Origin of the sequence: Sphingopyxis sp. (assembly GCF_036675685.1) — a bacterium.
Taxonomy (GTDB): Bacteria; Pseudomonadota; Alphaproteobacteria; order Sphingomonadales; family Sphingomonadaceae; genus Sphingopyxis.
The window spans coordinates 18,395-42,223 of record NZ_JAKFEM010000015.1; the positions used below are offsets into that span (position 1 = coordinate 18,395).

The 23,829-nt window shown below is 65.7% G+C and carries 27 protein-coding genes, 1 tRNA gene and 1 other RNA gene; 10 read left to right on the plus strand and 19 right to left on the minus strand.

The genetic code is table 11. The features are described 5' to 3' along the window. Position 1 precedes the first annotated feature (1 nt). The 3 genes from pdhA to eno form a co-directional block, all read right to left on the minus strand. A complete protein-coding gene (gene pdhA / locus V6M50_RS06710; protein ID WP_332817784.1) occupies positions 2-1,072 on the minus strand; it encodes a pyruvate dehydrogenase (acetyl-transferring) E1 component subunit alpha in 1,071 nt (356 codons plus the stop codon). A gap of 267 nt (positions 1,073-1,339) precedes the next feature. Further along, positions 1,340-1,666 (minus strand): FtsB family cell division protein, encoded by a 327-nt coding sequence (locus V6M50_RS06715; RefSeq protein WP_332817785.1) that lies wholly within the window; start codon positions 1,664-1,666, stop codon positions 1,340-1,342. Between the two features lie 171 nt (positions 1,667-1,837). Then, positions 1,838-3,112 (minus strand): phosphopyruvate hydratase, encoded by a 1,275-nt coding sequence (gene eno, locus V6M50_RS06720; RefSeq protein ID WP_332817786.1) that lies wholly within the window; start codon positions 3,110-3,112, stop codon positions 1,838-1,840. Between the two features lie 196 nt (positions 3,113-3,308). Between eno and V6M50_RS06725 the strand changes: the two genes are divergently transcribed. The 5 genes from V6M50_RS06725 to V6M50_RS06745 all read left to right on the plus strand — a co-directional run bounded on the left by V6M50_RS06725 (position 3,309) and on the right by V6M50_RS06745 (position 5,368). After that, a complete protein-coding gene (locus tag V6M50_RS06725; protein WP_332817787.1) occupies positions 3,309-3,854 on the plus strand; it encodes a hypothetical protein in 546 nt (181 codons plus the stop codon). A gap of 58 nt (positions 3,855-3,912) precedes the next feature. Continuing rightward, on the plus strand, positions 3,913-4,332 hold the full coding sequence (locus tag V6M50_RS06730) for a phage holin family protein (RefSeq protein WP_332817788.1): 420 nt from the start codon (positions 3,913-3,915) through the stop codon (positions 4,330-4,332). Next, a complete protein-coding gene (locus V6M50_RS06735; RefSeq protein ID WP_332817789.1) occupies positions 4,332-4,724 on the plus strand; it encodes a hypothetical protein in 393 nt (130 codons plus the stop codon). The genes V6M50_RS06730 and V6M50_RS06735 overlap by 1 nt, the downstream gene beginning before the upstream one ends. Beyond that, entirely contained in the window at positions 4,705-5,073 is a 369-nt protein-coding gene (locus V6M50_RS06740; protein ID WP_332817790.1) for a hypothetical protein, read from the plus strand. Before V6M50_RS06735 ends, V6M50_RS06740 begins: the two co-directional genes overlap by 20 nt. A 79-nt stretch (positions 5,074-5,152) precedes the next feature. Continuing rightward, on the plus strand, positions 5,153-5,368 hold the full coding sequence (locus V6M50_RS06745) for a DUF4170 domain-containing protein (protein ID WP_332817791.1): 216 nt from the start codon (positions 5,153-5,155) through the stop codon (positions 5,366-5,368). Between the two features lie 100 nt (positions 5,369-5,468). On the opposite strand, the gene V6M50_RS06750 is transcribed toward V6M50_RS06745, so the two are convergent. The 4 genes from V6M50_RS06750 to V6M50_RS06765 all read right to left on the minus strand — a co-directional run bounded on the left by V6M50_RS06750 (position 5,469) and on the right by V6M50_RS06765 (position 9,808). Next, positions 5,469-5,747 (minus strand): ETC complex I subunit, encoded by a 279-nt coding sequence (locus V6M50_RS06750; protein ID WP_332817792.1) that lies wholly within the window; start codon positions 5,745-5,747, stop codon positions 5,469-5,471. A 66-nt stretch (positions 5,748-5,813) separates the two neighbouring features. Further along, complete coding sequence (hrpB, locus tag V6M50_RS06755; RefSeq protein WP_332817793.1) at positions 5,814-8,276, minus strand: ATP-dependent helicase HrpB; 2,463 nt, start codon at positions 8,274-8,276, stop codon at positions 5,814-5,816. Further along, positions 8,276-8,662 carry a DUF1801 domain-containing protein gene (locus tag V6M50_RS06760; protein ID WP_332817794.1) on the minus strand — a complete coding sequence of 129 codons (387 nt, stop codon included), beginning with the start codon at positions 8,660-8,662 and terminating at the stop codon, positions 8,276-8,278. Before V6M50_RS06760 ends, hrpB begins: the two co-directional genes overlap by 1 nt. 132 nt (positions 8,663-8,794) lie before the next feature. Beyond that, a complete protein-coding gene (locus tag V6M50_RS06765; protein ID WP_332817795.1) occupies positions 8,795-9,808 on the minus strand; it encodes a polyprenyl synthetase family protein in 1,014 nt (337 codons plus the stop codon). Between the two features lie 104 nt (positions 9,809-9,912). Here V6M50_RS06765 and V6M50_RS06770 point away from each other — a divergent pair, with 104 nt between their 5' ends. After that, positions 9,913-10,197: a chorismate mutase gene (locus tag V6M50_RS06770; protein ID WP_443030491.1), complete on the plus strand. Its 285-nt coding sequence runs from the start codon at positions 9,913-9,915 to the stop codon at positions 10,195-10,197. After that, a complete protein-coding gene (locus V6M50_RS06775) occupies positions 10,194-10,889 on the plus strand; it encodes a glutathione S-transferase N-terminal domain-containing protein (protein ID WP_332817797.1) in 696 nt (231 codons plus the stop codon). The genes V6M50_RS06770 and V6M50_RS06775 overlap by 4 nt, the downstream gene beginning before the upstream one ends. A 117-nt stretch (positions 10,890-11,006) precedes the next feature. Here V6M50_RS06775 and V6M50_RS06780 read toward each other — a convergent pair whose 3' ends face one another. From V6M50_RS06780 to V6M50_RS06830, 11 genes are all read right to left on the minus strand, one after another. Continuing rightward, positions 11,007-12,311, minus strand: a complete 1,305-nt coding sequence (locus V6M50_RS06780; RefSeq protein ID WP_332817833.1) for a sensor histidine kinase — start codon at positions 12,309-12,311, stop codon at positions 11,007-11,009. Between the two features lie 104 nt (positions 12,312-12,415). After that, positions 12,416-13,081: a response regulator transcription factor gene (locus tag V6M50_RS06785; protein WP_332817798.1), complete on the minus strand. Its 666-nt coding sequence runs from the start codon at positions 13,079-13,081 to the stop codon at positions 12,416-12,418. A 116-nt stretch (positions 13,082-13,197) separates the two neighbouring features. Continuing rightward, entirely contained in the window at positions 13,198-13,506 is a 309-nt protein-coding gene (locus V6M50_RS06790; RefSeq protein WP_332817799.1) for a hypothetical protein, read from the minus strand. An 87-nt stretch (positions 13,507-13,593) separates the two neighbouring features. Beyond that, a tRNA-Val gene (locus V6M50_RS06795) sits at positions 13,594-13,668 on the minus strand. 176 nt (positions 13,669-13,844) lie between these two features. Further along, positions 13,845-14,117, minus strand: coding sequence for an HU family DNA-binding protein (locus tag V6M50_RS06800; RefSeq protein WP_037510426.1), 273 nt, complete (start codon positions 14,115-14,117; stop codon positions 13,845-13,847). Positions 14,118-14,286: 169 nt separating this feature from the next. Next, entirely contained in the window at positions 14,287-16,683 is a 2,397-nt protein-coding gene (lon, locus tag V6M50_RS06805; RefSeq protein ID WP_332817800.1) for an endopeptidase La, read from the minus strand. Between the two features lie 257 nt (positions 16,684-16,940). Then, entirely contained in the window at positions 16,941-17,276 is a 336-nt protein-coding gene (locus V6M50_RS06810; RefSeq protein WP_332817801.1) for a YbaB/EbfC family nucleoid-associated protein, read from the minus strand. Continuing rightward, positions 17,273-18,961 carry a DNA polymerase III subunit gamma/tau gene (locus V6M50_RS06815; RefSeq protein ID WP_332817802.1) on the minus strand — a complete coding sequence of 563 codons (1,689 nt, stop codon included), beginning with the start codon at positions 18,959-18,961 and terminating at the stop codon, positions 17,273-17,275. The genes V6M50_RS06810 and V6M50_RS06815 overlap by 4 nt, the downstream gene beginning before the upstream one ends. A 184-nt stretch (positions 18,962-19,145) precedes the next feature. Then, an RNA gene (ffs, locus tag V6M50_RS06820) (signal recognition particle sRNA small type) lies at positions 19,146-19,243 on the minus strand. Positions 19,244-19,375: 132 nt separating this feature from the next. Further along, positions 19,376-19,714 carry a 2Fe-2S iron-sulfur cluster-binding protein gene (locus V6M50_RS06825; RefSeq protein WP_332817834.1) on the minus strand — a complete coding sequence of 113 codons (339 nt, stop codon included), beginning with the start codon at positions 19,712-19,714 and terminating at the stop codon, positions 19,376-19,378. Next, complete coding sequence (locus V6M50_RS06830) at positions 19,711-20,802, minus strand: cysteine desulfurase family protein (protein WP_332817803.1); 1,092 nt, start codon at positions 20,800-20,802, stop codon at positions 19,711-19,713. The genes V6M50_RS06825 and V6M50_RS06830 overlap by 4 nt, the downstream gene beginning before the upstream one ends. A 140-nt stretch (positions 20,803-20,942) precedes the next feature. On the opposite strand from V6M50_RS06830, the gene V6M50_RS06835 reads away from it, so the two are divergent. Continuing rightward, a complete protein-coding gene (locus V6M50_RS06835) occupies positions 20,943-21,599 on the plus strand; it encodes an alpha/beta hydrolase (RefSeq protein ID WP_037510410.1) in 657 nt (218 codons plus the stop codon). Between the two features lie 191 nt (positions 21,600-21,790). Here V6M50_RS06835 and V6M50_RS06840 read toward each other — a convergent pair whose 3' ends face one another. Further along, positions 21,791-21,955 (minus strand): hypothetical protein, encoded by a 165-nt coding sequence (locus tag V6M50_RS06840; RefSeq protein ID WP_332817804.1) that lies wholly within the window; start codon positions 21,953-21,955, stop codon positions 21,791-21,793. Between the two features lie 113 nt (positions 21,956-22,068). On the opposite strand from V6M50_RS06840, the gene rpiB reads away from it, so the two are divergent. Next, positions 22,069-22,521, plus strand: a complete 453-nt coding sequence (gene rpiB / locus V6M50_RS06845; RefSeq protein ID WP_332817805.1) for a ribose 5-phosphate isomerase B — start codon at positions 22,069-22,071, stop codon at positions 22,519-22,521. Next, positions 22,518-23,825: a serine hydroxymethyltransferase gene (glyA, locus tag V6M50_RS06850; RefSeq protein ID WP_332817806.1), complete on the plus strand. Its 1,308-nt coding sequence runs from the start codon at positions 22,518-22,520 to the stop codon at positions 23,823-23,825. Before rpiB ends, glyA begins: the two co-directional genes overlap by 4 nt. Positions 23,826-23,829: the final 4 nt, after the last annotated feature.

Sequence of the window (23,829 nt, forward strand, 5' to 3'; positions counted from 1 at the left end):
CTCAATATTGCTCCACCAGCACGTCGGTATAAAGTTCGTGAAGTTCGGGTTCGGGCGCGCTTTCCGCAAAGTCCGCGGACTCGGCCACGATGGCACGGATCTCCTTGTCGATTTCCTTGAACTTGTCCTCGGCGATCCCCGCTTCCTCCATCACCTTCTTCAGATGCTCGATCGCGTCGGACTTGTCGCGCACCGCCTGCACTTCCTCGCGGCTGCGATATTTGGCGGGGTCGGACATCGAGTGGCCGCGATAGCGATAGGTCTTGAGCTCCATCAACACCGGGCCCTTGCCCGCGCGCACCCATTCGAGCGCGGCTTCGGCGGCGCCGCGCACCGCGAGCACGTCCATGCCGTCGACCTGCATGCCCGGAATGCGGAAGCTTTCGCCGCGGCGATAGAGCTGGTCCTCGGCCGACGAGCGATTGACCGATGTGCCCATCGCGTACTGGTTGTTCTCGATCACGAAGATGATCGGCAGCTTCCACAGCTCGGCCATGTTGAAGCTTTCGTACACTTGGCCCTGGTTCGACGCGCCGTCGCCGAAATAGGCCATCGCAACCCCGCCATCGCCGCGATATTTGTGCGCGAAGGCGAGCCCGGTGCCGAGCGACACCTGCGCGCCGACGATGCCGTGGCCGCCATAGAATTTATGCTCGACGCTGAACATGTGCATCGAGCCGCCCTTGCCGCGCGAGATCCCCGCGGCGCGGCCGGTCAGCTCGGCCATGATGACCTTGGGATCGATGCCGTAAGCGAGCATGTGGCCATGGTCGCGGTAACCGGTGATGACGCTGTCCTTGTCGCCGTCGAGCGCGCTCTGCAGGCCAACCGCGACGGCTTCCTGGCCGATATAGAGGTGACAGAAACCGCCGATCAGGCCGAGGCCGTAAAGCTGTCCCGCCTTCTCCTCGAAGCGGCGGATCAGCAGCATCTCGCGATAGAATTTTTCCAGCTCTTCGGGCGTCGCGTCGTACGAAACGGGATCGCGCGGTTGCTCGCGGTTGCTCGCGGCGGCCGGGGTGGATGCAGTCTTTTTCGGCGCGGCAGGGCTGCGCGCGGGTGCTTTGGCCAAGACGGGTTCCTTTGCATTTTAGCCGTTACGGCAAGGCCCCTATAGGAGAGCGGCGACGCACTTGGCAACGCCCACCATGGGCGCGGGCTACGCCAACTTACGTATGCAGCCAAAGCCCCGCCCACGCCCCATCCTCGTCATTCCCGCGAAAGCAGGAACCCAGCTTCACAGCTTGTGATTTACAGACAGATGTCGGCGTAAAACCGCCCTAGGTTCCCGCTTTCGCGGGAATGACGAAGTAAAGAGATTGTCGATCAGCTCGCGAGCTTAGGGCTTCGCGGCCTTGTCCATCGGAATGATCACCTCATCGGGGTGATAGGCGCCGAGCTTCTCGCGCACATATTCCTCGGCCAGATCGGGATCGACGCGGCGACGGTCGAGCAGGTTGACGCGGTTCTGCAACTCGTTCTGCTTCTTGGTCAGCTCGCTCAGCACGACGCGCTGCTTCTCGACCGACTGGCCATAATCGCCCCACGCGTAAAGCCCGGTCGGGCCGAAGATGATATAGCCGATCATCGCCAGCACGACGATCACCGCGATCGCGGGGCCGGCAGCCCGGTTCATCGATTTGCGGAATTTGTGGCGCTGCGTCATCCGGGCCCTTGAATCAGAGTTGATTCGCGGCGTCAAGGCGTCTGGGTTGTTTTTCCAGCCGCCTCTACACCCTGCCGTCGCCCCCGCGAAGGCGGGGGCCGTTGTCGGCCTTGCCCTTCATCGCTGCGTAAATCGGCAGCGGCCCCCGCCTTCGCGGGGGCGACGATCAGGTCACCCGAAAATCGCCGCGCCCGGATAACGCGCCATGTCGCCCAGCTCTTCCTCGATACGGATCAGCTGGTTGTACTTCGCGAGCCGGTCCGAGCGCGCGAGGCTGCCGGTCTTGATCTGGCCGCAGTTCGTCGCGACCGCGAGGTCGGCGATCGTCGAATCCTCGGTCTCGCCCGAGCGGTGCGACATCACCGCGGTGTAGCGCGCGCGGTGCGCCATATCGACCGCGTCGAGGGTTTCGGACAGCGTGCCGATCTGGTTGACCTTGACGAGCAGCGAGTTGGCGAGGCCGTCCTTGATCCCCTGCTCAAGCCGCAGCGGGTTGGTCACGAACAGATCGTCGCCGACGAGCTGGCATTTGTCGCCGACCAGATCCGTGAGCGCTTTCCAGCCCGTAAAATCATCTTCGCTCATCCCGTCCTCGATCGACAGAATCGGGTAATCCTTCACCAGCGCGGCGAGATATTCGGCCATCTGTTCGGGGCTGAGCGACAGCCCTTCGCCGCTGATCTCGTACTTGCCGTTCTTGAAGAATTCGGTCGCGGCGCAATCGAGCGCGAGCACGACGTCGGTGCCGAGCTTGAAGCCCGCCTGGTCGACCGACGCGGCGATGAAGTCGAGCGCGGCGCGCGTCGAGGCGAGGTTCGGGGCGAAGCCGCCCTCGTCGCCGACCGCGGTCGCGAGACCCTTGGCCGACAGGCCCTTCTTCAGCGTGTGGAAAATCTCGCTGCCCCAGCGCACCGCTTCGGCGATGCTGCCGGCGCCGACGGGCATGATCATGAATTCCTGCACGTCGATCGGGTTGTCGGCATGTTCGCCGCCGTTGATGATATTCATCATCGGCACCGGCAAAGTGCGCGCCGAAACGCCGCCGACATAACGATAGAGCGGCAGGCCGCGCGCGTCGGCCGCGGCCTTGGCGGCCGCGAGGCTGACGCCGAGGATCGCGTTCGCGCCGAGGCGGCTCTTGTTCGCCGTGCCGTCGAGATCGATCATCGCCATGTCGAGTTCACGCTGGTCTTCGGCATCGAGACCGATCAGCGCGTCGGCGATCTCGCCGTTCACCGCTGCCACGGCTTTCGTCACGCCCTTGCCGAGATAGCGCGCCTTGTCGCCGTCGCGCAGTTCGACCGCCTCGTGCGCGCCGGTCGACGCGCCCGAGGGCACCGCGGCGCGGCCGAAGCTGCCGTCTTCGAGCAACACATCGACTTCGACGGTGGGGTTGCCGCGGCTGTCGAGGATTTCGCGGCCGTGGATGTCGATGATGGCGGTCATGGAATATGTCCTGCTGAAGCCCTGTCGGCAGGGCGGTAGGGAAAGGCGCCCGCCTGTTATCGGCGCCCTGCCGCTAGTGCAACCGTTGCATAGGAATTTTGCACGGCTATGGAACCATTCGGCGCGCCTTGCTATATATTGGCAGGACCAAAAAGGGATGCCGCAGGCGCCCGACATAAGAGAAGAGGACGAACCGATGGCCAAAGCCGCTACTCCCGCGACCAAGAAAGTCGCCGCTCCCCGTCCCAAGGCGCCCGCCAAGGCCGCCGCGACCAAGGCTGCGCCCGCGCGCAAGCCCGCGACCGCGAAGGCCGCGAAGGATCACCCGATCCGCGACCAGCTCGCCGCCACGCGCGACACGATCAAATCCGAAGCGTCGAAGAAGGCCGCCTCGCTGAAAGAAGAGGCATCGACCCTCGCCAGCCAGGCGTCCACCAAGGCGCGCGATGCCGCGACCAAGGGCAAGGACAAGGCCGCCGAAGCCGTCGGCAGCCTCGCCAAGATGCTCGAGGACAGCGCCGGGGCCGTCGACACCAAATTCGGCAAGCAGTACGGCGACTATGCGCGCTCGGCCGCGACGACCGTCGCCGGCCTCGCCACGACGCTCGACAAAAAGGACCTCGACGAACTCGCCGCGTCGACCAAGGCTATGGTGAAGAAGAATCCGGCGGTTGCGGTTGGCGCTGCGGCGGTGATCGGCTTCGTGCTCGCCCGGATGCTCAAGGGTTCGAACAACGGCTGATCCGCTGTCATCCCCGATGCCATCCGCAAAAGCTGACACCCCTGCCCCGTCCGACGCGTTGGCCGATCGCGCTGCGCTCGACCGCGTGAGCCATGGCTATGCGCCGGACGGCAAGGCCAGCACGCCGCCGCCCGTCCCGCTCGAAAAGATTGTCGGCGATGTCGTCGACAATGTGACGGCGGCGGCGGAGGCCGAACTGACGTTGCTCAAGGCGCGCGGCGCGCTTGCCTATCACGGCGTCGGCTGGACCTCTGCCTGGGGATTCATCGCCGCCGCCGCATTGGTCGTGGCGCTGCTCGCGCTGGCATTCGGGGCGATATTGGTGCTGGCGCAGCACGTCGGACCGCTGCTCGCGACGCTCATCGTGTTTGCCGTATTGCTGATGATCGCGGCCTTCGCCGGGTGGCGCGCACGCCTCAACTATGGCGACGTCAAGGCAGCCTTTCGCGACGACCTGCTCGCCCGAGGAGAGGATTGATGCGCCCGTCGCGCACTCGCCTGATCAACGCCGCGCGCCGCGCGATGATCCAGCGCGCCGAATTGCAGCGCAAGCTCGGTATCGCCGGCGAAGCGCTCAAACCGAAATCGCTGCTCGATCGCGGCAAATATCGCGTCGGCGCCGTGGTCGACGATACGGCCCAAGCCGCGCGCGCGCAGTTCAAGGACAACCGCCTGCCGATCGCGCTCGCGGCGGTTGCGGGGATCGCGTGGCTCTTCCGCGAACCGATCAGGGAACATGCCCCCAGGCTGGGGCGCAAGATTCAGGACCTGGCGGCGAATGTCGCCGATCATTTTCGCCCCGCTGACGAAGACGTGACGGACGAAGATGAAATCGAACCATTGGAGGAAGATGATGAAGCCGTTCGGTGAAACCGCCCGCGAAACGCGTGCAAAAGCGAGTGAACTTGCGGAGAAAACCGCCGAAAACGCGCGCCTGACCGCCGAGGCGGCAAAGGCTCGGATCCAGGATGGTTACGGCCGCGCCCGCGCCGCGACCGAGGATTTCGCGGCCAAGGCCAGCGAGCAGGCCGGCGTCGCGCGCGAAGCCGCTGGCGAGGCGCTTGAAAAGGGCAAGGCGCAGGCAAAGCGCGCGAACAGCAAGCTCAAGGATGTCGCCGAGAAGCAGCCGCTGGCGCTGGTCGCGGGTGCGGTGGCGCTCGGCGCGCTGCTGGGTTCGCTGCTGCCGAAGTCCGGTTCGGGGGGCCGCAAGGACGATTGACCGGCTTGCCGTAACGGCGCCGCGCTGTTAGGGGCGCGCCTTCTCCCCGACTAGCGCCAGCCCGCAAGGAAAGCAGCCCATGAGCAAATTGCATCTCGTGTTCGGCGGACGCGTCAGCGATCCGCAGGGCCTCGACTTCACCGACCTCCACAATCTCGACGTCGTCGGCCTCTATCCCGATTATAAGTCGGCCGAAAAAGCGTGGCGCAGCGCCGCCCAGCGCACCGTCGACGATGCCGAAATGAAATATGTCGTCGTCCATCTGCACAAGCTGTTGCAGCCGGAGGCGGAGTAATTATCGGTCAGGAAATACTCGTCGCCCCCGCGAAGGCGGGGGCCGCAATCGGCCTTACGCAATCTCTCCAGCGGCCCCCGCCTTCGCGGGGGCGACGCCACTACCGAAAATTGTCGGCGTAGGCCTGGATCTTCAGCTTGCGTTCGGGGGTCGCGACGACCTCGGCCTCGATGCCGTTGCGCGCCGCATAAGCCACAGCCTCTTCCTGGCTCGCAAAGCCCAACCGCAGTTGCCGCTGCGTATCGCCGCTACCCGCCCAGCCCATCAGCGGATCGGCCTTGCGCGCTTCGGCGGGGGCAAATTCCAGCATCCAGCGCTGCGTCCCGGCACGCCCCGACTGCATCGCATTCTTGGGCTTCTGGAAAATCCGCGCTTTCATCTGGGTCGTCCTGTTCTGGGGCCTGTGCCGCCGCCTTAGCGCCTCGGCGCGCGTGCGGAAAGAGGGCTATTGCGCATCGCGCCGCGCCTGCGCCGCTTTGGTCATCAGCGTCGGGGGCGCGTTCGCCGGATCGTCGGGCCAGCTATGCTTGGGATAGCGCCCGCGCATCTCGCGCGCCACATCGTGCCAGCTGCCGCCCCAGAAGGAAACAAGATCGCGCGTCGTCTGGATCGGGCGGTGCGCGGGCGAGGTCAGCGCGAGCACCAGCGGCACCGGCGGGTCGCCGATCGTCGGATGCCGGGCGAGCCCGAACAGTTCCTGCACCCGCACGCTCACCGTCGGCCCACCGTCGGCGCCATAATCGATCGGATGCCGGCTACCAACCGGGGTAGCATAGTCGGCGGGGGCATGTTTTTCGAGCAATTGGCGCGCCGGCCAGTCGAGCATCGCCATCAGCGCGTCGGCGAGCTTGCGGTCGCCGATGTCGCGGAGGCCGCGGCAGCCCGAAAGCAGCGGCTCGAGCCAAAGATCGACGCCGTCGGCGAGCGCCCCGGTCGACAGCGCATCGATACCGGCGAACGACGCCCGCTGGCGCAGCGCCTGCGACGCCGGTCCCCAACCGATCAAGCCGAGCCCCTTGTCGCGCACCGCCGCCATCCGCACCGCGACATCATCCTCGGCGCTTTCGCTGCGCGCCGCCTTCCCGCTGGCCAGCGCGATCGCGCCGAGCCGCCGTTCGCGGCGATGGTCGACGCGGTCGCTCGCGGTGTCATAACTGCTCGCCGAATGCGCCACGATCCGGTCGCCGAAGATTTCCTCGATCTCGGCCTGTTCGATCGGCGCGGCCGCCAGGATGCGCACCCCCGCCGCATGACCCTGCGCATCGGCGATCGCGAGCCATGCGCAACCGCCAAGCGGATCGACCGCGTCGATGCGGTAGGCGCGACCGCCGACGCTCAGATATTCGCCGCGTTGCCCGGCGCGCTGGCGCGCGACGCGGTCGGGCCAGGCGGTGGCGATCCAGCCGCCGATCGAACGCGGCGCGACATCGTCGGTCCCCGCCGCGAGCTTTTCGCCGATCGCCGCGAGCCGCCGCGCGAGACGCCATGCGCCTTCGCTGCGATCATTGCGTTGCCCGCGCCAGCGCCCGAGCCGCGCCTCGACATCGACGCCGCGCCCGCCCAGCCCCGGCTCGGTCAGCAGCACCGCGAGCCGCCCCGCCATTTCGGCTTCGCCCGCGCGCGCCGCGTCGAGCAGCATATGCGCGAGCGGAACCGGCAAGGGGATCGCCGCGAGCGCCTTGCCATGCGCGGTGATGCGGCCATCATCGGCGAGCGCGCCGATTGCCTGCAACCGCGTTTTCGCTTCTGCAATTGCGGCGGGCGACGGCGGATCGAGCCAGCCCAATTGGCGCGGATCGACGATGCCCCAACTCGCGCAATCAAGGACGACGGGCATCAGGTCATTCTCATGGATTTCGGGCGGATCGAACGGCGGCATGCCCGCGGTTGCCGCGACTTCCCACAGGCGGTAGGCGACCCCTGGCCCCTGCCGCGCCGCGCGCCCTGCGCGCTGCGTTGCCGACGCCTGGCTCGCGCGCTCGGTGACGAGGCGTGCGATGCCCGCCGCCTTGTCGAAACGCGGGCGCCGCGACAGTCCGGCGTCGATCACGATCCGCACGCCCTCAATGGTCAGGCTGGTTTCGGCGATGCTTGTCGCGAGGATCAGCTTGCGCCCGCCCGCCGCATCGCGAACGAGCGCCTTGCGTTGCAGCGCCGGGTCGATCTGGCCGTGCAGGCGGTGAACGACGAGCGGCAGGCGCGCCTCCTCGACCGCCGTCGCCGCGCGCTCGATGTCGGCCGCCCCCGGCAGGAAAGCGAGCATGTCGCCCTCGGCCTCGTCGGTCAGCGCCTGCCGCACCGCGGCGAGCATCGATGCCTCGAGCCGGTCCTCGGCGCGGCGGCCGACATGGCGCAGGTCGAGCGGCCAGATCTTGCCCTCGCTCTTCACCACCGGCGCATTGCCAAGCAGCGCCCCGAAGCGCGCGCCGTCGAGCGTCGCCGACATCGCGACAAGGCGGAGGTCGTCGCGCAGCCCCTGCTGGGCATCGATCGCGAGCGCGAGCGCGAAGTCGCCGTCGAGGCTGCGTTCGTGGACCTCGTCGAACAGCACCGCCGACACGCCCGAAAGTTCGGGATCGGAAAGGATGCGGTTGCGGAACAGGCCGGGGGTCATCACCAGCAGCCGCGTCGTCGCCGACTGTTTGCTGTCGAGCCGTGTCGCATAGCCGACCTTGCCGCCGACCCCCTCGCCCATTTCCTCGGCGATGCGTTCGGCCGCCGCGCGCGCCGCGAGCCGCCGCGGCGACAGCAGCCACACCGCGCCCTTGCACCACGGCTGATCGAGCATCGCGGGCGCGACGCGCGTCGTCTTGCCCGCACCCGGCGGCGCGACGACGACGGCGTTGGGTTTCAATACCAGCGCCGCCATGATGTCGGGCAGGACGATGTCGATCGGCAGCGGCTGCATCAGGTCCGCGCCGCGGGATTGCCCAGTTCGGTGTTGAGCCGGAACGCTTCGGCGGCAAGGCGGGTGACCTGATCGGCCGTGACCTCGGTTTCCTCGGTCATCACCAGGTTGCCGAGCTCATATTTGCCGCTCGCCTTGATGCGCGGGTCGACGTCGCGCAGCCTTTTGCCGCGCCAGAAGCCGAGCAGGACGCGATGCTCTTCAGCACGGATCAAGATGCACGGACCGTTCGCCATAAAGACGAGGTTCGTCCATTTGATCGTTTCGTCGAAAGGTGCGGCGCGCATGATCGCCGCGCGCATGATCTCGGCGCGGTCGCGCCGCCAGCCCGACAGCGCGGCGATATAGGCGTCGGGACTGTCCGCCGCGGGGCCCATCATCGCCATCTTCTATTCCCCCAGAAACGCTTCTTTGTGCCTTCGTGCCTTTGTGTGAGATTTTTGATTTTTCACACAAAGGCACGAAGGCACAAAGAAGGAAAAAATGGAGCTCCCGCCTTCGCGGGAATGTTCGATAGATTAATAAGCGCGCGCAACGGCGAAGGCGACCGCCTCGGTCAGCGCCGACTTGGCCTGGCTCGCGCGGAAGCCGCCGATCGCATCGACCGCGCGCTGGCCGTAGTGGCGCGCGCGCGCCAGCGTGTCTTCGATCGTGCCATGCTTGCGGAGCAGGCTGGTCGCAAAAGCGAGATCTTCGTCCGACGTCTTGTGGCCGGTGATCGCGAGCTTCCAGAATTCGCGTTCCTCCGCGGTCCCGCGCGCATAGGCGAGGATGACGGGCAGCGTGACCTTGCCGTCGCGAAAGTCGTCGCCGACGCCCTTGCCCATCGTTTCGGCGTCCGAAACATAATCGATCGCATCGTCGACGAGCTGGAACGCGATCCCGAGGTTGCGGCCGTAGGCGTCGAGCGCGGCTTCGGTCGCGTCGTCGCGTTCGGCGACGACCGCGGCGATCTTGCACGCGGCGGCGAACAGTTCGGCGGTCTTGGCGTTGATGATCGCGAGATACTGGTCCTCGCTCGTCTCGATCCGGCGCTGCGCCGACAGTTGGTTGACCTCGCCCTCGGCGATCACCGCCGAGGCGCGAGAGAGGATCTTCAGGACCTTGAGCGACCCATCCTCGACCATCACCTCGAACGCGCGGCTGAACAGGAAGTCGCCGACGAGGACCGAGGCGCTGTTGCCCCAGATCAGGTTCGCGGTCTTGCGGCCGCGGCGCAGGTCCGATCCGTCGACGACATCGTCGTGGAGCAAGGTCGCGGTGTGAATGAATTCGACCGCTGCGGCGAGCTTGCAATGGCGGCGGCCCGGATAGTCGAGCAGCTTTCCGCACGCGAGCGTCAGCATCGGGCGCATCCGCTTGCCCCCACCGGCGATGAGGTGGCCGGCGAGTTCGGGGATCAGCGGGACTTCGGACTGCATGCGGTCGAGAATGACCGAATTCACCTCGTTCATGTCGGCGGCGACGAGCGCCATCATCGGGTCGAGCGAGGGCGGCGTCTGCCCGTGCAGATGGTGGATTTCGGCAGTCATGACGCGGCGAGCCTTGGCGCCGCAGTCACGATTTTGCAACGACTTTCGGCTTGCCTCCGCCCCCTTGGCGGTGCCAAGCGTTCCGCGAACAAGAGGAGCCGCGCATGGACGACCAACTGAGCCGTTACCGCCAAAGCATCGACAATATCGACGCGGCGCTCGTCTATATGCTCGCCGAACGGTTCAAGGTGACCAAGGCGGTGGGCGAACTCAAGGCGCGCGATGGCCTGCCCCCCGCCGACCCGACCCGTGAGGAGCGGCAGATCGAGCGGTTGCGCAGTCTCGCGCGCGATGCCGATCTCGACCCCGAATTCAGCGAAAAATTCCTCCGCTTCATCATCGAGGAAGTCATCCGCCACCACCAGCAGGTGCGCGAGGCCGGGGCATGAGCGCCGCGCATCCGATCTTCGCCCGCTGGCCCGCGAAGCATCCCGACCGGTTGCAGCTCTTTTCCGCGCCGACGCCCAACGGCGTGAAGGCGGGCATCATGCTCGAGGAATGCGGCCTGCCCTATGAAGCGCACCGCGTCGACATCATGGCGAACGAGAGCCACGACCCGGCGTTCCTCGCGCTCAACCCCAATGGCAAGATTCCGGCGATTTATGACCCGAACGGCCCGAGTGGGAAACCGCTCGCTTTGTTCGAATCGGGCGCGATCCTGCTCTATCTCGCCGACAAGACCGGCCAGTTCATCTCGACGGAACCCAACACGCGTTACGAAACCATCCAGTGGGTGATGTGGCAGATGGGCGGCGTCGGCCCGATGTTCGGCCAGCTGGGTTTCTTCCACAAATTCGCGGGTCGCGACTATGAGGACAAGCGCCCGCGCGACCGGTACGCCGCCGAATCGGCGCGGCTGCTCGGCGTGCTCGACGAACGGCTGGCGAACCGCGAATGGGTGATGGGCGCCGATTATAGCATTGCCGATATTTCGCTGCTCGGCTGGGTTCGCAATTTGATCGGGTTTTACGAGGCGCGCGAGATCGTCGGCTTCGACCGCTTCACGCATGTACAGCGCTGGCTTGACGCTGGACTTGCCCGTCCGGGGGTGCAGCGCGGGCTGGAGGTTACCGCGGCCTGAGTCTCAAACGACCGGAATATGCCATTCCGCGTCTCATCAATTCGTCATTCCCGCGAAAGCGGGAATGACGAAGGTTAGGGAACGGCCGCTCGCCATCCCTAAGCCGACATCAACACCCTACCCCGCCGGCAACCTGAGCCGCACCATCAGCCCGCCCAGGTCCTCGCTCTCCTCGAGCGCGATGCTGCCGCCGTAGATTTCGGCGACGTCGCGCACGATCGCGAGGCCGAGGCCGGTGCCGGGCTTGCCGCTGTCGAGCCGCACCCCGCGGTCGAAGATGCGCACGCGGTCGGCCGGCGAGATGCCCGCGCCGTCATCCTCGACCAGGATTTCCGCCATCCCGCCCTCGCGCTGGACCGTGACGAAGACGCTGCCGCCGCCATATTTCGCCGCGTTTTCGAGCAGATTGCCGACCAGCTCGTCGAGATCCTGCCGCTCGACCCGCACAACGAGTTTCTTGTCGCCCGCGGCATCGAGCCGTGCGTTCGGATAGAGCGCGGCGACCGCGCGCGACACGCTTTCGACACTGTTCCACACGGTCGCGCGCGCCTGCGCCGCGCCGCGCCGCCCGACGGCGCGCGCGCGCGCGAGATGATGTTCGACCTGCCGCTGCATCGTCGCCGCCTCGCGGCGCACGGTGTCGGCCAGCTCCGAATTCGAACTCGTCGCGCTGTTGACGAGCACGGTCAGCGGCGTCTTGAGCGCATGCGCGAGATTGCCGGCGTGGAGCCGTGCTTCCTCGGCCTGTTTTTCATTATGCGCGAGCAGCGCGTTGAGCTCGTCGACCATCGGCTGGACCTCGAGCGGCAGCGGCGCATCGACGCGGCGGTGCTGGCCGCCGCGCATCGCGGCGATCGCGCGGCGGATATGACGCAGCGGCCAGAGGCCGTAAAAGGTCTGGAGCGCGGCAAGGATGATGAGGCCAAGGCCGAGCAGCCCCAGGCTGGGGATCAGCGTTGCGCGCACCGCGCCGACCTGCGCGTCGAGCGCCTCGCGCGACTGGGCGATCTGGTAGCGCCAGCTGGTCTTGCTGCCCGGCAGGATGACGTTGCGTTCGAGTACGCGCAGTTCCTCGTCGGGAAACTGGGTGCTGTCATAGGTGTGGATCTGGTTGTCGATGTGCGGCGTCGGCGCCCTCAGCGAGCGTTCCCACAACGAACGCGAGCGATAGGGTTCCTGTTCGCCGCCGCTGATCTGCCAGTAAAGGCCGCTGTACGGTTCGAGGAAACGCTGGTCGCCGAGCGGCTCGACGAGCCGCACCTCGCCGTCGGGGCCGATTTCCGACGAGCGGATCATCGCAATCAGCACATATTCGAGGCTCGAATCGAAGTTGCGCGTAATCGCGCTCGTCAGCACCCGGTCGAGCGCGAAGCCGCCGCCGATCAGCAGCACCGAAATCCACAGCGCCGCGATCGCAATCATGCGCCGCGCGAGCGAGCCGGTGATGCGGCTGGGCAGCGCCGCCGACTTGTCCGCCGCGTCCGGGTCTGTTTCGACCGCCGGGGCGACGTCGGCTTCGGCCATGCTTATCCCTGCGGATCGTCGAGCTGGTAGCCGAGCCCGCGGATCGTCGTGATAATATCAGCGCCCAGTTTCTTGCGGATGCGCGTCACGAACACTTCGATCGTGTTCGAATCGCGGTCGAAGTCCTGATCGTAGATATGTTCGATCAGTTCGGTGCGCGACACGACCTTGCCCTTGTGGTGGAGCAGGTACGACAGCAGCTTATACTCCTGCGCGGTCAGCTTCACCGGCTCGCCGGCCAGCGTCACGCGGCCCGAGCGCGTGTCGAGCCGCACCTTGCCGGCGATCAGCTCGCTCGACGCATTGCCCGACGCGCGGCGGATCAGCGCGCGGAGGCGGGCGATCAATTCCTCGGTCTGGAACGGCTTGGCCAGATAATCGTCGGCACCGGCGTCGAGCCCGGCCACCTTGTCCGACCAGCTGTCGCGCGCGGTCAGGACGAGCACCGGGAAATTGCGCTTTTCGCGGCGCCAGCGGTCGAGCACCGTGAGCCCGTCGATCTCGGGCAGGCCGAGATCGAGGATCGCGGCGTCATAGGCTTCGGTCGCACCCAGGAAATGGCCATCCTCGCCATCGGTCGCGAGATCGACGGCATAGCCCGCCCCCTCCAGCGTCGCCTTCAGCTGCGGGCCCAGCGTGGGCTCGTCTTCGACAATCAAGATCCGCATTCAGGCGCCTTTCCTTTGCGTACCGGACGGAGCCGGCCGCATGTTTGGACTGTGTATCAAGTCCGAACGATCATCGCAAAATGTCGTTGCGATGAAACGTCGGAGGATTTGGAATGTCAGGGTTTGCGTCCCACGATCCGGCCGGTGCGGGCGTCGACATAGACAACGACCACCTGGCTGCCGTCCATGAATTTCAGCGCATAGATCATCCGGCCCGCATCGAACTGCGGTCCGCCGAGATAGGTCATGTCGTTATAGGGCGAGCGTGAGCGGACGTCGGCGATCAGCTTGTTGAGCGGAATCACCTGCCCCTGCGCCGCCGCTTCGCGCAGATTGTCCTGGTCACGGTTGCCGCGCGCAGCCGCAGGCATGCCGGCGGAAAGCAGCAGCGCGGAGATGAGGGAAAGGGTCAAGGTGCGGATCATGGCCATTTCTTTAATGCGAAGGCATTGAATAGGCGATGAATGGCTCAGTCAGCCCCGGTTTCGTTTCCGGGTCCTGCCCCTGGGTCATGGTGGGCGCGGCAAGGATTGAACTTGCGACCCCACCCGTGTGAAGGGTGTGCTCTACCACTGAGCTACGCGCCCGTCCCGGTGCGAACCGATGGTCCGGCGTCCGAAAGCCGGACGTCCATAGCCGCTGCGGCGATGATTGCAACGGGCATTTGCATCGAAAGCCCTCCAGCAGGTTTCGGGGGGTAGATGCAAATCAGGCCGCAGCTTGCGCCGCGGCCCGAAATGTTTTCACCCAAAGGGTCCGCCAATCAGTTGACGGCGTCCTTGAGGGCCTTGCCGGCCTTGAACTTCGGCTGGTTCGACGCCGCGATGGTCATCGTTTCGCCGGTGCGCGGGTTGCGACCGGTCGACGCCTTGCGCTTGCTGACCGCGAAGGTGCCGAAGCCGACGAGGCGAACTTCGCCCCCCTTCTTCAGCGAACCCGTGATCGCATCAAAAACGGCCTCGACAGCTTTGCTAGCGTCGCCCTTGGTGAGACCGCTCGAGTCAGCGACGGCGGCGATCAGGTCTTGTTTGTTCATGCCTAAGGAACCCCTGCTTTTGGTTGGTTAAATGATTCATGGTCTTTGCCATGGCGCGCCACTAACGCCGTTTCGCCCCATCTTGTCAAAGCAAAAAAGGGCGCGAAACGTTGTTAAACGTCGATTTTGCGATGAAAAGACGGCTTGCGCCGATGCACAAGCCGTCGAGTCAGTGCCGAATCGCCGTTTCGGGGTCCGCGCCCACAGGCGCGGGAGGCGAAGCCGCGAGTTCGTCGGCTTCGGTCCACTCGATCGGCACGACCGGCGACACCAGCGCTTCGGCGAGGACCTGGTCGACATGGCTGACCGGGATGATCTTCAATCCGCTTGTGATGTTCGCCGGGATTTCGACCAAATCCTTTTCATTTTCTTCGGGGATCAGCACGGTCGTGATGCCGCCGCGGAGCGCCGCGAGCAGCTTTTCCTTGAGGCCGCCGATGCCGAGCACCCGCCCGCGCAGCGTGACCTCGCCCGTCATCGCGACATCGCGGCGCACCGCGATCCCGGTGAGCGTCGAAATCATCGCGGTGACCATGCCGACGCCCGCCGACGGTCCATCCTTCGGCACCGCGCCTTCGGGCAAATGGATGTGGATGTCCTTGCGCGCGAACAGGCTGGGCTTGATGCCATAGCTCGGCGCGCGCGCTTTCACGAAGGACAGCGCGGCCTGCACCGACTCGGTCATCACTTCGCCAAGCTTGCCGGTGGTGCGCACCTGGCCCTTGCCCGACGCCGTGACCGCCTCGATCGTCAGCAATTCGCCGCCGACCTCGGTCCACGCAAGCCCCGTCACGGCGCCGATCTGGTCCTCCAGATCGCCCATGCCGTGACGAAATTTGCGAACACCCGAGAATTCGTTCAGATTTTCCGGGGTGACGGTGACGCTTTCCGCCTTCCCTTCGAGGATTCGGCGCAGCGCCTTGCGCGCGAGGCGCGCAATCTCGCGTTCGAGCGTACGCACACCGGCTTCGCGCGTATAATAGCGGATCAGGTCGCGTAGCCCTTCGTCGGTCAGTTCAAACTCGCCGGCCTTCAGGCCATGCGCCTCGACCTGCTTGGCAATCAGGTGGAGTTTGGCGATCTCGACCTTCTCATCCTCGGTGTAACCTTCGAGCCGGATGATCTCCATGCGGTCGAGCAGCGCCTGCGGCAGGTTCAGCGAGTTGGCGGTCGTGACGAACATCACGTCCGACAGGTCGACGTCGACCTCCAGATAATGGTCCTGGAACTTGCCATTCTGTTCGGGGTCGAGCACCTCGAGCAGCGCCGATGCCGGATCGCCGCGGAAATCCTGGCCGAGCTTGTCGATCTCGTCGAGCAGGAACAGCGGGTTCATCGTGCCGGCCTTTTTGAGGTTCGTCACGATCTTGCCCGGCAGCGAGCCAATGTAAGTGCGGCGGTGGCCGCGGATTTCGGCTTCGTCGCGCACGCCGCCGAGCGACTGGCGCACGAATTCGCGTCCCGTCGCCTTGGCGATGCTGCGGCCGAGCGAGGTCTTGCCGACACCCGGAGGGCCGACGAGGCAGAGGATCGGACCCTTCAGCTTGTTGGTGCGCGCCTGCACCGCCAGATATTCGACGATCCGGTCCTTGACCTTTTCGAGCGCATAATGATCGTCGTCGAGGACGGCCTGCGCCTTCGCAATGTCTTTCTTGAGCTTCGACTTCTTGCCCCACGGCAGGCCGATCAGCGTGTCGAGATAGTTGCGAACGACGGTCGCCTCGGCCGACATCGGCGCCATCGCGCGCAGCTTCTTGAGCTCGCCCAGCGCCTTCGCCTTGGCTTCCTTCGACATCTTGAGGCTGTCGATCTTGAGCTGGAGCTCGGCCAGGTCGTCGCCGCCCTCGCCATTGTCGTTACCGAGCTCGCGCTGGATCGCCTTCAATTGTTCGTTGAGATAATATTCGCGCTGGCTCTTTTCCATCTGGCGCTTCACGCGGCCGCGGATCTTCTTTTCGACCTGGAGCACGCCAAGTTCGCCTTCCATGAAGGCGAAGACCATCTCGAGCCGCTTCGACGGCGCATCCTCGACGAGCAGCGCCTGCTTGTCGGAGACCTTGATGTTGAGATTGCCGGCGACCGAATCTGCCAAGCGCGAGGCTTCGTCGATCTGCGACAGCTGCACCGCGGTTTCGGCGGGCATCTTCTTGTTGAGCTTGGCATAATTTTCGAACTGGTCGACCACCGAACGCATCAGTGCCGCGGTATCGACGCTCTCGTCGACCGTGTCGCCGATCGGCTTCACGCTCGCCATCACCGTCTTGTCTTCGGTGGTGAGCGCAAGCAGCTTCGCGCGCTCCTTGCCTTCGACGAGCACGCGGACGGTGCCGTCGGGCAGCTTCAGGAGCTGGAGCACGGTCGCGATCACGCCGACATCGTACAGATCATCGCGCTGCGGATCGTCTTCGCCCGGATCGAGCTGGGCGACGAGGAAGATTTCCTTGTCGGATTCCATCGCGGTCTCGAGCGCGGCGACCGAACGGTCGCGGCCGACGAAGAGCGGCACGATCATGTGCGGGAAAACGACGATGTCACGTAGCGGAAGAAGAGGAAAAGATTGCGTCATTACGGCTCCTGGACGAGCGTCGCGACCCGACGCACCGCCCTTCTTATAGGGTGTTGATCGCTAATATGGCGTAACTTGGCACGCATTCAATGTCGCTGCGCTGAACGAATCGAAACCATGCCGTTCGTCCTGAGGAGGGGCTGAGCCCGTCGAAGACCCGTCTCGAAGGACTTGGCGCGGCACCTCGGATCCTTCGAGACGCCATTTCGACAAGCTCAATGGCTCCTCAGGACGAACGGAAGTATCGAAACGACCGCTCAAAAGGGCAGCTTGAAGCCCGGGGGGAGCGGCAGGCCGCTCGTCATCTTGCCCATTTCCTCGTTGCTCGCCTGATCGGCCTTTTCGCGCGCGTCGTTGAACGCGGCGGCGAGCAGGTCCTCGAGCATCTGCTTGTCCGCAGGGACGATCAGGCTGTCGTCGATGGAGATTTCCTTGATGCGGCCCTTCGCGCTCGCGCGAATTCGCACCAAGCCGCCGCCCGACACGCCTTCGACCTCGACGCTGTCGAGCTTCGCCTGCGCTTCCTGCATCTGCGCCTGCACGGTGGCGGCCGCTTCCTGCGCCGCCTTCATCATTTCTTCGATCGATTTCATGGGTTCGACTTATGGCGATTGTCGTCGGAAGGTTCAAGTTTCGCGTCGGGAAAAGCCGCCAAGGCGGCCTTCACCACCGGCAATTCGCGAATTCGCGCGTCATTGTCGGCAAGCGTGGCGTCGCGCACGTCCTTGAGGCTGGGCCGCGCATCGCCCTCGCCGGGCTGCACATGCCAGCGGCTGCCGGTCTGGGCGAGCAGCGCCTCGCCCAGATTGCGGGCAAAATTGGCGTCGAGCGTGGGGACAGGCGCATAGGTGATAGCGCCGGGTTCGAGCGTGATAATCTTGAGATGATCGTAAACATCGACCGCAAGGCGATGATTTCCTGTGCTTTCGAGTAGGTGATGGATTTGGGCGACGGTGAGCGACGTTGCCGGCGTCTCGGCAATCGACTCGACCGCCATGCTTTCCTGCCCCGGCGGCGGCGCGGGCGGCGTCAGCGGCCGCGTCGGAACACCGCCCGCCTCGAGCAGCTTTGCCAGCTCGCCGGGATCGGGCATCGACGCTGCGTAGATCACGCGCAGCAGCAGCATTTCCAGATGCTCGAGCGGATTGTTCGCGCGCAGCACCTCGTCATGGCCCTTCAGTAGCAATTGCCAAAGCCGGTTGAGCGGCGCGAAACCGAGCTTTTTCGCCCAGTCGCCGATGCGCTCGCGGTCGGCCTCGGCCAGCGCGGGGTCGTCGTGGCGCGACACTTTCGCCAGCGTCACCGCATGCGTCAGGTCCATCAGCCCGCGCACCATCGCGACGGGTTCGATCCCCAGCGCATATTGCCCGCGGGCAAGGTCGATCGCGGCGCCCGGATCGCCTTCGAGGACCGTCGCCATCAACTGCGCGATCGACGAGCGATCCGAGAGGCCGAGCATCACGCGGACCTGATCGGCGCTGATTTTTCCGCCGCCGTCGAGATCGGCGTGCGCGATCGCCTGATCGAGGATCGACAGGCCGTCGCGCACCGATCCTTCGGCGGCGTTGGCGATCAGCCAGATCGCGGGCGCCTCGGCCTCGACGCCTTCCTTCTGAAGGATCGAACTGAAATGCGCGAAGAGCATGTCGGGGGTGATGCGGCGAAGGTCGAAGCGCTGGCAGCGCGACAGCACCGTCACCGGCACCTTGTTGACCTCGGTCGTCGCGAAGAGGAATTTGACGTGCGGCGGCGGCTCTTCGAGCGTTTTCAGCAGCGCATTGAAGGCGTTACGCGACAACATGTGCACTTCGTCGATGATGTAGATCTTGTAGCGCGCCGACACCGCGGCGTAGCGCACCGCCTCGATAATCTCGCGCACATCGTCGACGCCGGTGTTCGACGCGGCGTCCATCTCGATCACGTCGATATGGCGGCCCTCGGTGATCGCGCGGCACGGTTCGCACACGCCGCATGGGTCGATCGTCGGCCCGCCCTGCCCGTCGGGGCCGATGCAATTGAGCGCCTTGGCGATCAGGCGCGCGGTCGACGTCTTGCCGACCCCGCGCACCCCGGTCATCAGGAAGGCATGCGCCAGCCGGTCGCGCGCGATCGCATTGCCGAGCGTGCGCACCATCGCATCCTGACCGATCAGTTCGGCAAAGGTTTGCGGGCGATATTTGCGGGCGAGGACGCGGTACGGGCCGCTCGACGGCTGCGGCGCAGCCTCGGGCAGGTCCATTCCCAGCATCGGGGTATCGTCGTCGGCGGAATCGCTCATGCCCCCGTCTTAGGGTCGGCTGAGGCGCTTGTCGAAGGGGAACGTTAGAATTCCGTTTGCCCTGAGGAGCCATTGAGCTTGTCGAAATGGCGTCTCGAAGGGTCGATACGTTCGTGCCCTTCGAGACGGGGCTTCGACGAGCTCAGCCCCTCCTCAGGACAAACGGTTTAATTTCGATAGGGAAATGGGTGGGAGCCGGAACGACCCGCAGCGAATTCGTTGCGGCTGCTTCCTTCCGGACCTGACCGGGTTGGCGAAGACTGCGTCCGCCCGACTCCCGCGGCGCATATGGCGGGGGCGGCGCCGAAATGCAAGGCCAGCTATTCGTCATGCCGGGCTTGACCCGGCACCCGCCTTTCTTGCCTCGAAGAAGGTAAGGCGGGCCCCGGATCAAGTCCGGGGTGACGAAACAAATCAGCGCGGCCCCTGCATATTGCGGCTTTCGCCAGGGATATGCACGGTGAGCCCGTCAAGTTCCTCGGTCAGCACGATCTGGCACGAAAGCCGGCTCGTTCGCCGCACCCCGGCAGCCAGGTCGAGCATATCCTCTTCCATCTCGCTCGCAGGCGGCAGGCGGTCGAAATCTTCCTTGGTAACAATGACATGGCAGGTCGAGCAGGCCATCTGCCCCTCGCATGTCCCTTCGAGCGGCATCAGATGCGCCTGCGCGACGTCGAGCAGGATCGAGCCCGGTTCGGCGTCGACCTCGGTGCGCCCCTTGCCGTCGGCGTGGATGAAGGTGACGCGCATCAGTTCACCCCCTGCAGCCGTGCGGCATCCTTGATCGCGGACAGACCATCGCGCAGGTTCTGCTCGCTGGTGTAGCGCCCCCAGCCGAGGCGGATCGAGGCGCGCGCGTCGGCCTCGCTCACCCCCATCGCGCGCAGGACATGGCTGACCTTGCCCGACCCGCTGCCGCACGCGCTGCCGAGCGAAAAGGCGATTTCGCGCGCGTCGGACATCAGGCGGAGGCCGTTCACCCCTTCGCGCCGAACGTTGAGATTGCCGTGATAACGGCGGTCCGCATCGCCGTTGATCGTCCATTCGGGGAGCATATCCAGTGCGAGCGACCAGAGCCGCTCGACATGGCTTGCGTCCGTGTCGAACCGATCGGCCGCGAGCGCTGCCGCCGCGCCGAACCCGGCGCATAGAGCCGGGGACACCGTGCCCGAGCGCATTCCCTGTTCCTGCGCGCCGCCAAACATGAAGGGCGGCAGGTCGACGCCGTCCTTGACCCACAGCGCGCCGATCCCCTTGGGCCCGTGAATCTTATGCGCCGACAGCGCGATCAGGTCGGCGCCATCGGGGATCGCGACGCGGCCATAGCCCTGCACCGCGTCGCAGAGCAGCAGGCTGTTCCTAGCATGCGCCGCCGCGGCGAAATCGGCGACCGGCTGGATCGTCCCGACCTCGTTGTTCACCAGCATCGTCGCGACGATGCCGCCTTCGGGGATCAAGGCGTCGTCGGGCGGCGACGCCAGCCCCGCGCCATCGACCGGCAGGATGGTCGCATTCAATCGCTCCAGGCATTGTAGCGATCCGGCATGCTCGATGCTGAGCCCCGCGACCCCGCCCGGCATTAGCTCCGCGCCGCGGAACAAGGCCCAGTTCAATGCCTCGGTCGCGCCCGAGGTGAAGAAGACTCGCCCGCCCTTGGGCAGCAGCGCCGCGACTTGGTCGCGTGCGACCTCCACCGCCGCCGCCGCCGCGCGCCCGCCCTTGTGCGTGCTGGAGGGATTCGCAAAGCCATCGCCCTCGCCCGGCCCTTCGAGCCAGCGCAGCATCGCTTCGCGCGCCTCGGGAGCGAGCGGCGTCGTGGCTTGGTAATCGAGGTAAATCATCCGGCGGATAGATCCTTATTGCGAGCGATTCGCAAAATTTGCAACATGCTACGCAATTTCTATATAGGCGCCATCTTCGCTCCGCCACCCTGCCAGCCCGGCGATTCGGCGGCCAGCCATAAAAGATAAGAGGTGCTCCCATGCCCGACGTGATTTTCCCCGGCCCCGAGGGCCGCATCGAAGGCCGTTTCTCGCCCCCGCCACGCCCGCGCGCGCCGGTCGCGCTGATCCTCCACCCGCATCCGCAGGGCGGCGGCACGATGAACGACCGCATCACGCAGGCGATGTACAAGAGCTTCGTCGCGCGCGGGTTCGCGGTGCTGCGCTTCAACTTCCGCGGCGTCGGCCGCAGCCAGGGCACGTTCGACAATGGCATCGGCGAGCTGAGCGATGCCGCTTCGGCGCTCGACTGGGTCCAGTCGATCCATCCCGAGGCACAGACGACGTGGATCGCGGGTTTCAGCTTCGGCGCGTGGATCGGCATGCAGCTGCTCATGCGCCGCCCCGAAATCCGCGGCTTCCTGTCGGTCGCGCCCCCGGCGAACATGTACGACTTCAGCTTCCTCGCCCCCTGCCCCTCGTCGGGCATTATCGTCGCGGGCGGGCAGGACGAGATCGTCCCGCCGAGCGCGGTGCAGAAACTGGTCGACAAGCTGCGCACCCAAAAGGGCATCACCATCCATCACGACGAGATCCCGCGCGCGAACCATTTCTTCGAGCATGAGCTCGACCAGTTGATGAAGTCGCTCGATAACTATCTGGATATGCGGCTCGCGCCCGATTCGCCGATCCGCTGATAAAATGCTCCTCCCTGTGCCGCAGGCATGGGGAGGTGGCAGCGGCGCAGCCGCTGACGGAGGGGTTTAGGACGCCCACCCCTCCACCATCCGCTTCGCGGACGGTCCCCCTCCCCACCGCTGCCCAAAGGGCAGCCTGTCCTGAGCGGCCGGCCTGCCGGCCAGCCGAAGGGCGGCAGGGAGGATCTTTGCTACTTCACCGGCACCAGCCAGATCGCGACGTTGGCGAACATCACCAGCGCGGCGATGAGCATCAGCAGCGCGCGCCGCCGGTCGCCCATGCGAAAGACATAGGCGGCTCCACCGGTCAGGACGACGCCGGTCAGCATCAGGACGGAGATGATCGTATCGGACATAGGGCGGCTTTATCGATCGCGTCACAAATTTGCCACCTCGCTTATGGCCAAGCCGCACCGCTTGGCCTAAAGCGCCCTCATCGATTCCCTAACGCTTTGCGGGAGCCGCGCCGATGCGCATTGCCATAGCCTCCGACCACGCCGCTTATGAGCTGAAGGCCCAGCTCGCCGATTGGCTGCGCGAAAAGGGCCACGAGGTCGAGGACCTCGGCACCAATGGCCCGGGCAGCGTCGATTATCCCGATTATGGCTATGCGCTGGCCGAAGCGATCGCCGACGGCCGCGCCGAACGCGGCGTCGCGCTTTGCGGGTCGGGTATCGGCATTTCGATCTCGGTCAACCGCAATCCCGCAGCCCGCTGCGCGCGCGTCGACGAGCCGCTGTCGGCGAAGCTGGCACGCGAGCATAATGACGCGAACGTCATCGCGATGGGTGCCCGCCTGACGGGCATCGACATGGCCAAGGCGTGCCTCGATGCCTTCCTGACCACCGATTTCGCCGGCGATCGCCACGCGCGCCGCGTCGACAAGCTTTCGAATCCGCCGCAACTGGAGACCAGCCGATGACCACAGAAACGCTCGACAAGCCCATCAAATCGGCAGGCTATTTCACCGACGGCGTCGGCACCGTCGACCCCGCGGTCGCGGCGGCGATAAAGCATGAACTCGAACGCGAGCAGTATCAGATCGAACTGATCGCGAGCGAGAATATCGTCTCGAAAGCAGTACTCGAAGCACAGGGCAGCGTCTTCACCAACAAATATGCCGAGGGCTATCCCGGCCGCCGTTACTATCAGGGCTGCGCGCCGTCGGACGAGGTCGAAACCCTCGCGATCGACCGCGCCAAGCAGCTTTTCGACTGCGGCTATGTCAACGTCCAACCGCATTCGGGCGCGCAGGCGAACGGCGCGGTGATGCTCGCGCTGACGAAGCCCGGCGCGACGATCCTCGGCATGAGCCTCGACGCCGGCGGGCACCTGACCCACGGCGCGCCGCCCGCGATGTCGGGCAAATGGTTCAACGCGGTGCAGTATGGCGTGCGCGCCGACGATCATCTCGTCGATTTCGACCAGGTCGAGGCGTTGGCGAAGGAGCATCGCCCCGCGCTGATCATCGCGGGCGGCTCGGCCTATCCGCGCACGCTCGACTTCGCGCGCTTCCGCGCGATCGCCGATGACGTCGGCGCGCTGCTGATGGTCGACATGGCGCATTTCGCGGGCCTCGTCGCGGGCGGTGTCCATCCCTCGCCGATGGAGCATGCCCATGTCGTCACGACGACGACGCACAAGACGCTGCGCGGTCCGCGCGGCGGCATGATCCTGACCAATGACGAAGCGATCGCGAAGCGTATCAATTCGGCGGTCTTCCCCGGGCTGCAGGGCGGCCCGCTGATGCACGTCATCGCAGCGAAAGCCGTCGCGTTCGGCGAGGCGCTGCGCCCCGAGTTCAAGCAGTATGCCAAGGCAACCGTCGCCAATGCGCAGGCGCTCGCTGGCCGCCTCAAGGCGCGCGGCGCCGATGTCGTCGCGGGTGGCACCGACACGCATCTCGCGCTGATCGACCTGCGCCCGCTCGGCATCACCGGCCGCGACGCCGACGAGGCGCTCGAGCGTTCGGCAATCACGTGCAACAAGAACGGCATTCCGTTCGATCCGCTGCCGCCGGTGAAGACCAGCGGCATCCGCGTCGGGTCGCCCGCGGGCACGACGCGCGGCTTCGGCATCGCCGAGTTCGAGGAAATCGGCGATATGGTCGCCGACGTGCTCGAGGCGCTGCGCGACAAGGGCGAGCATGGCGATGCCGACGTCGAAGCGAATGTTCGGGGCCGCGTCCGCGCGCTCTGCGAACGCTTCCCCATCTATCAGGGCTGAGGCG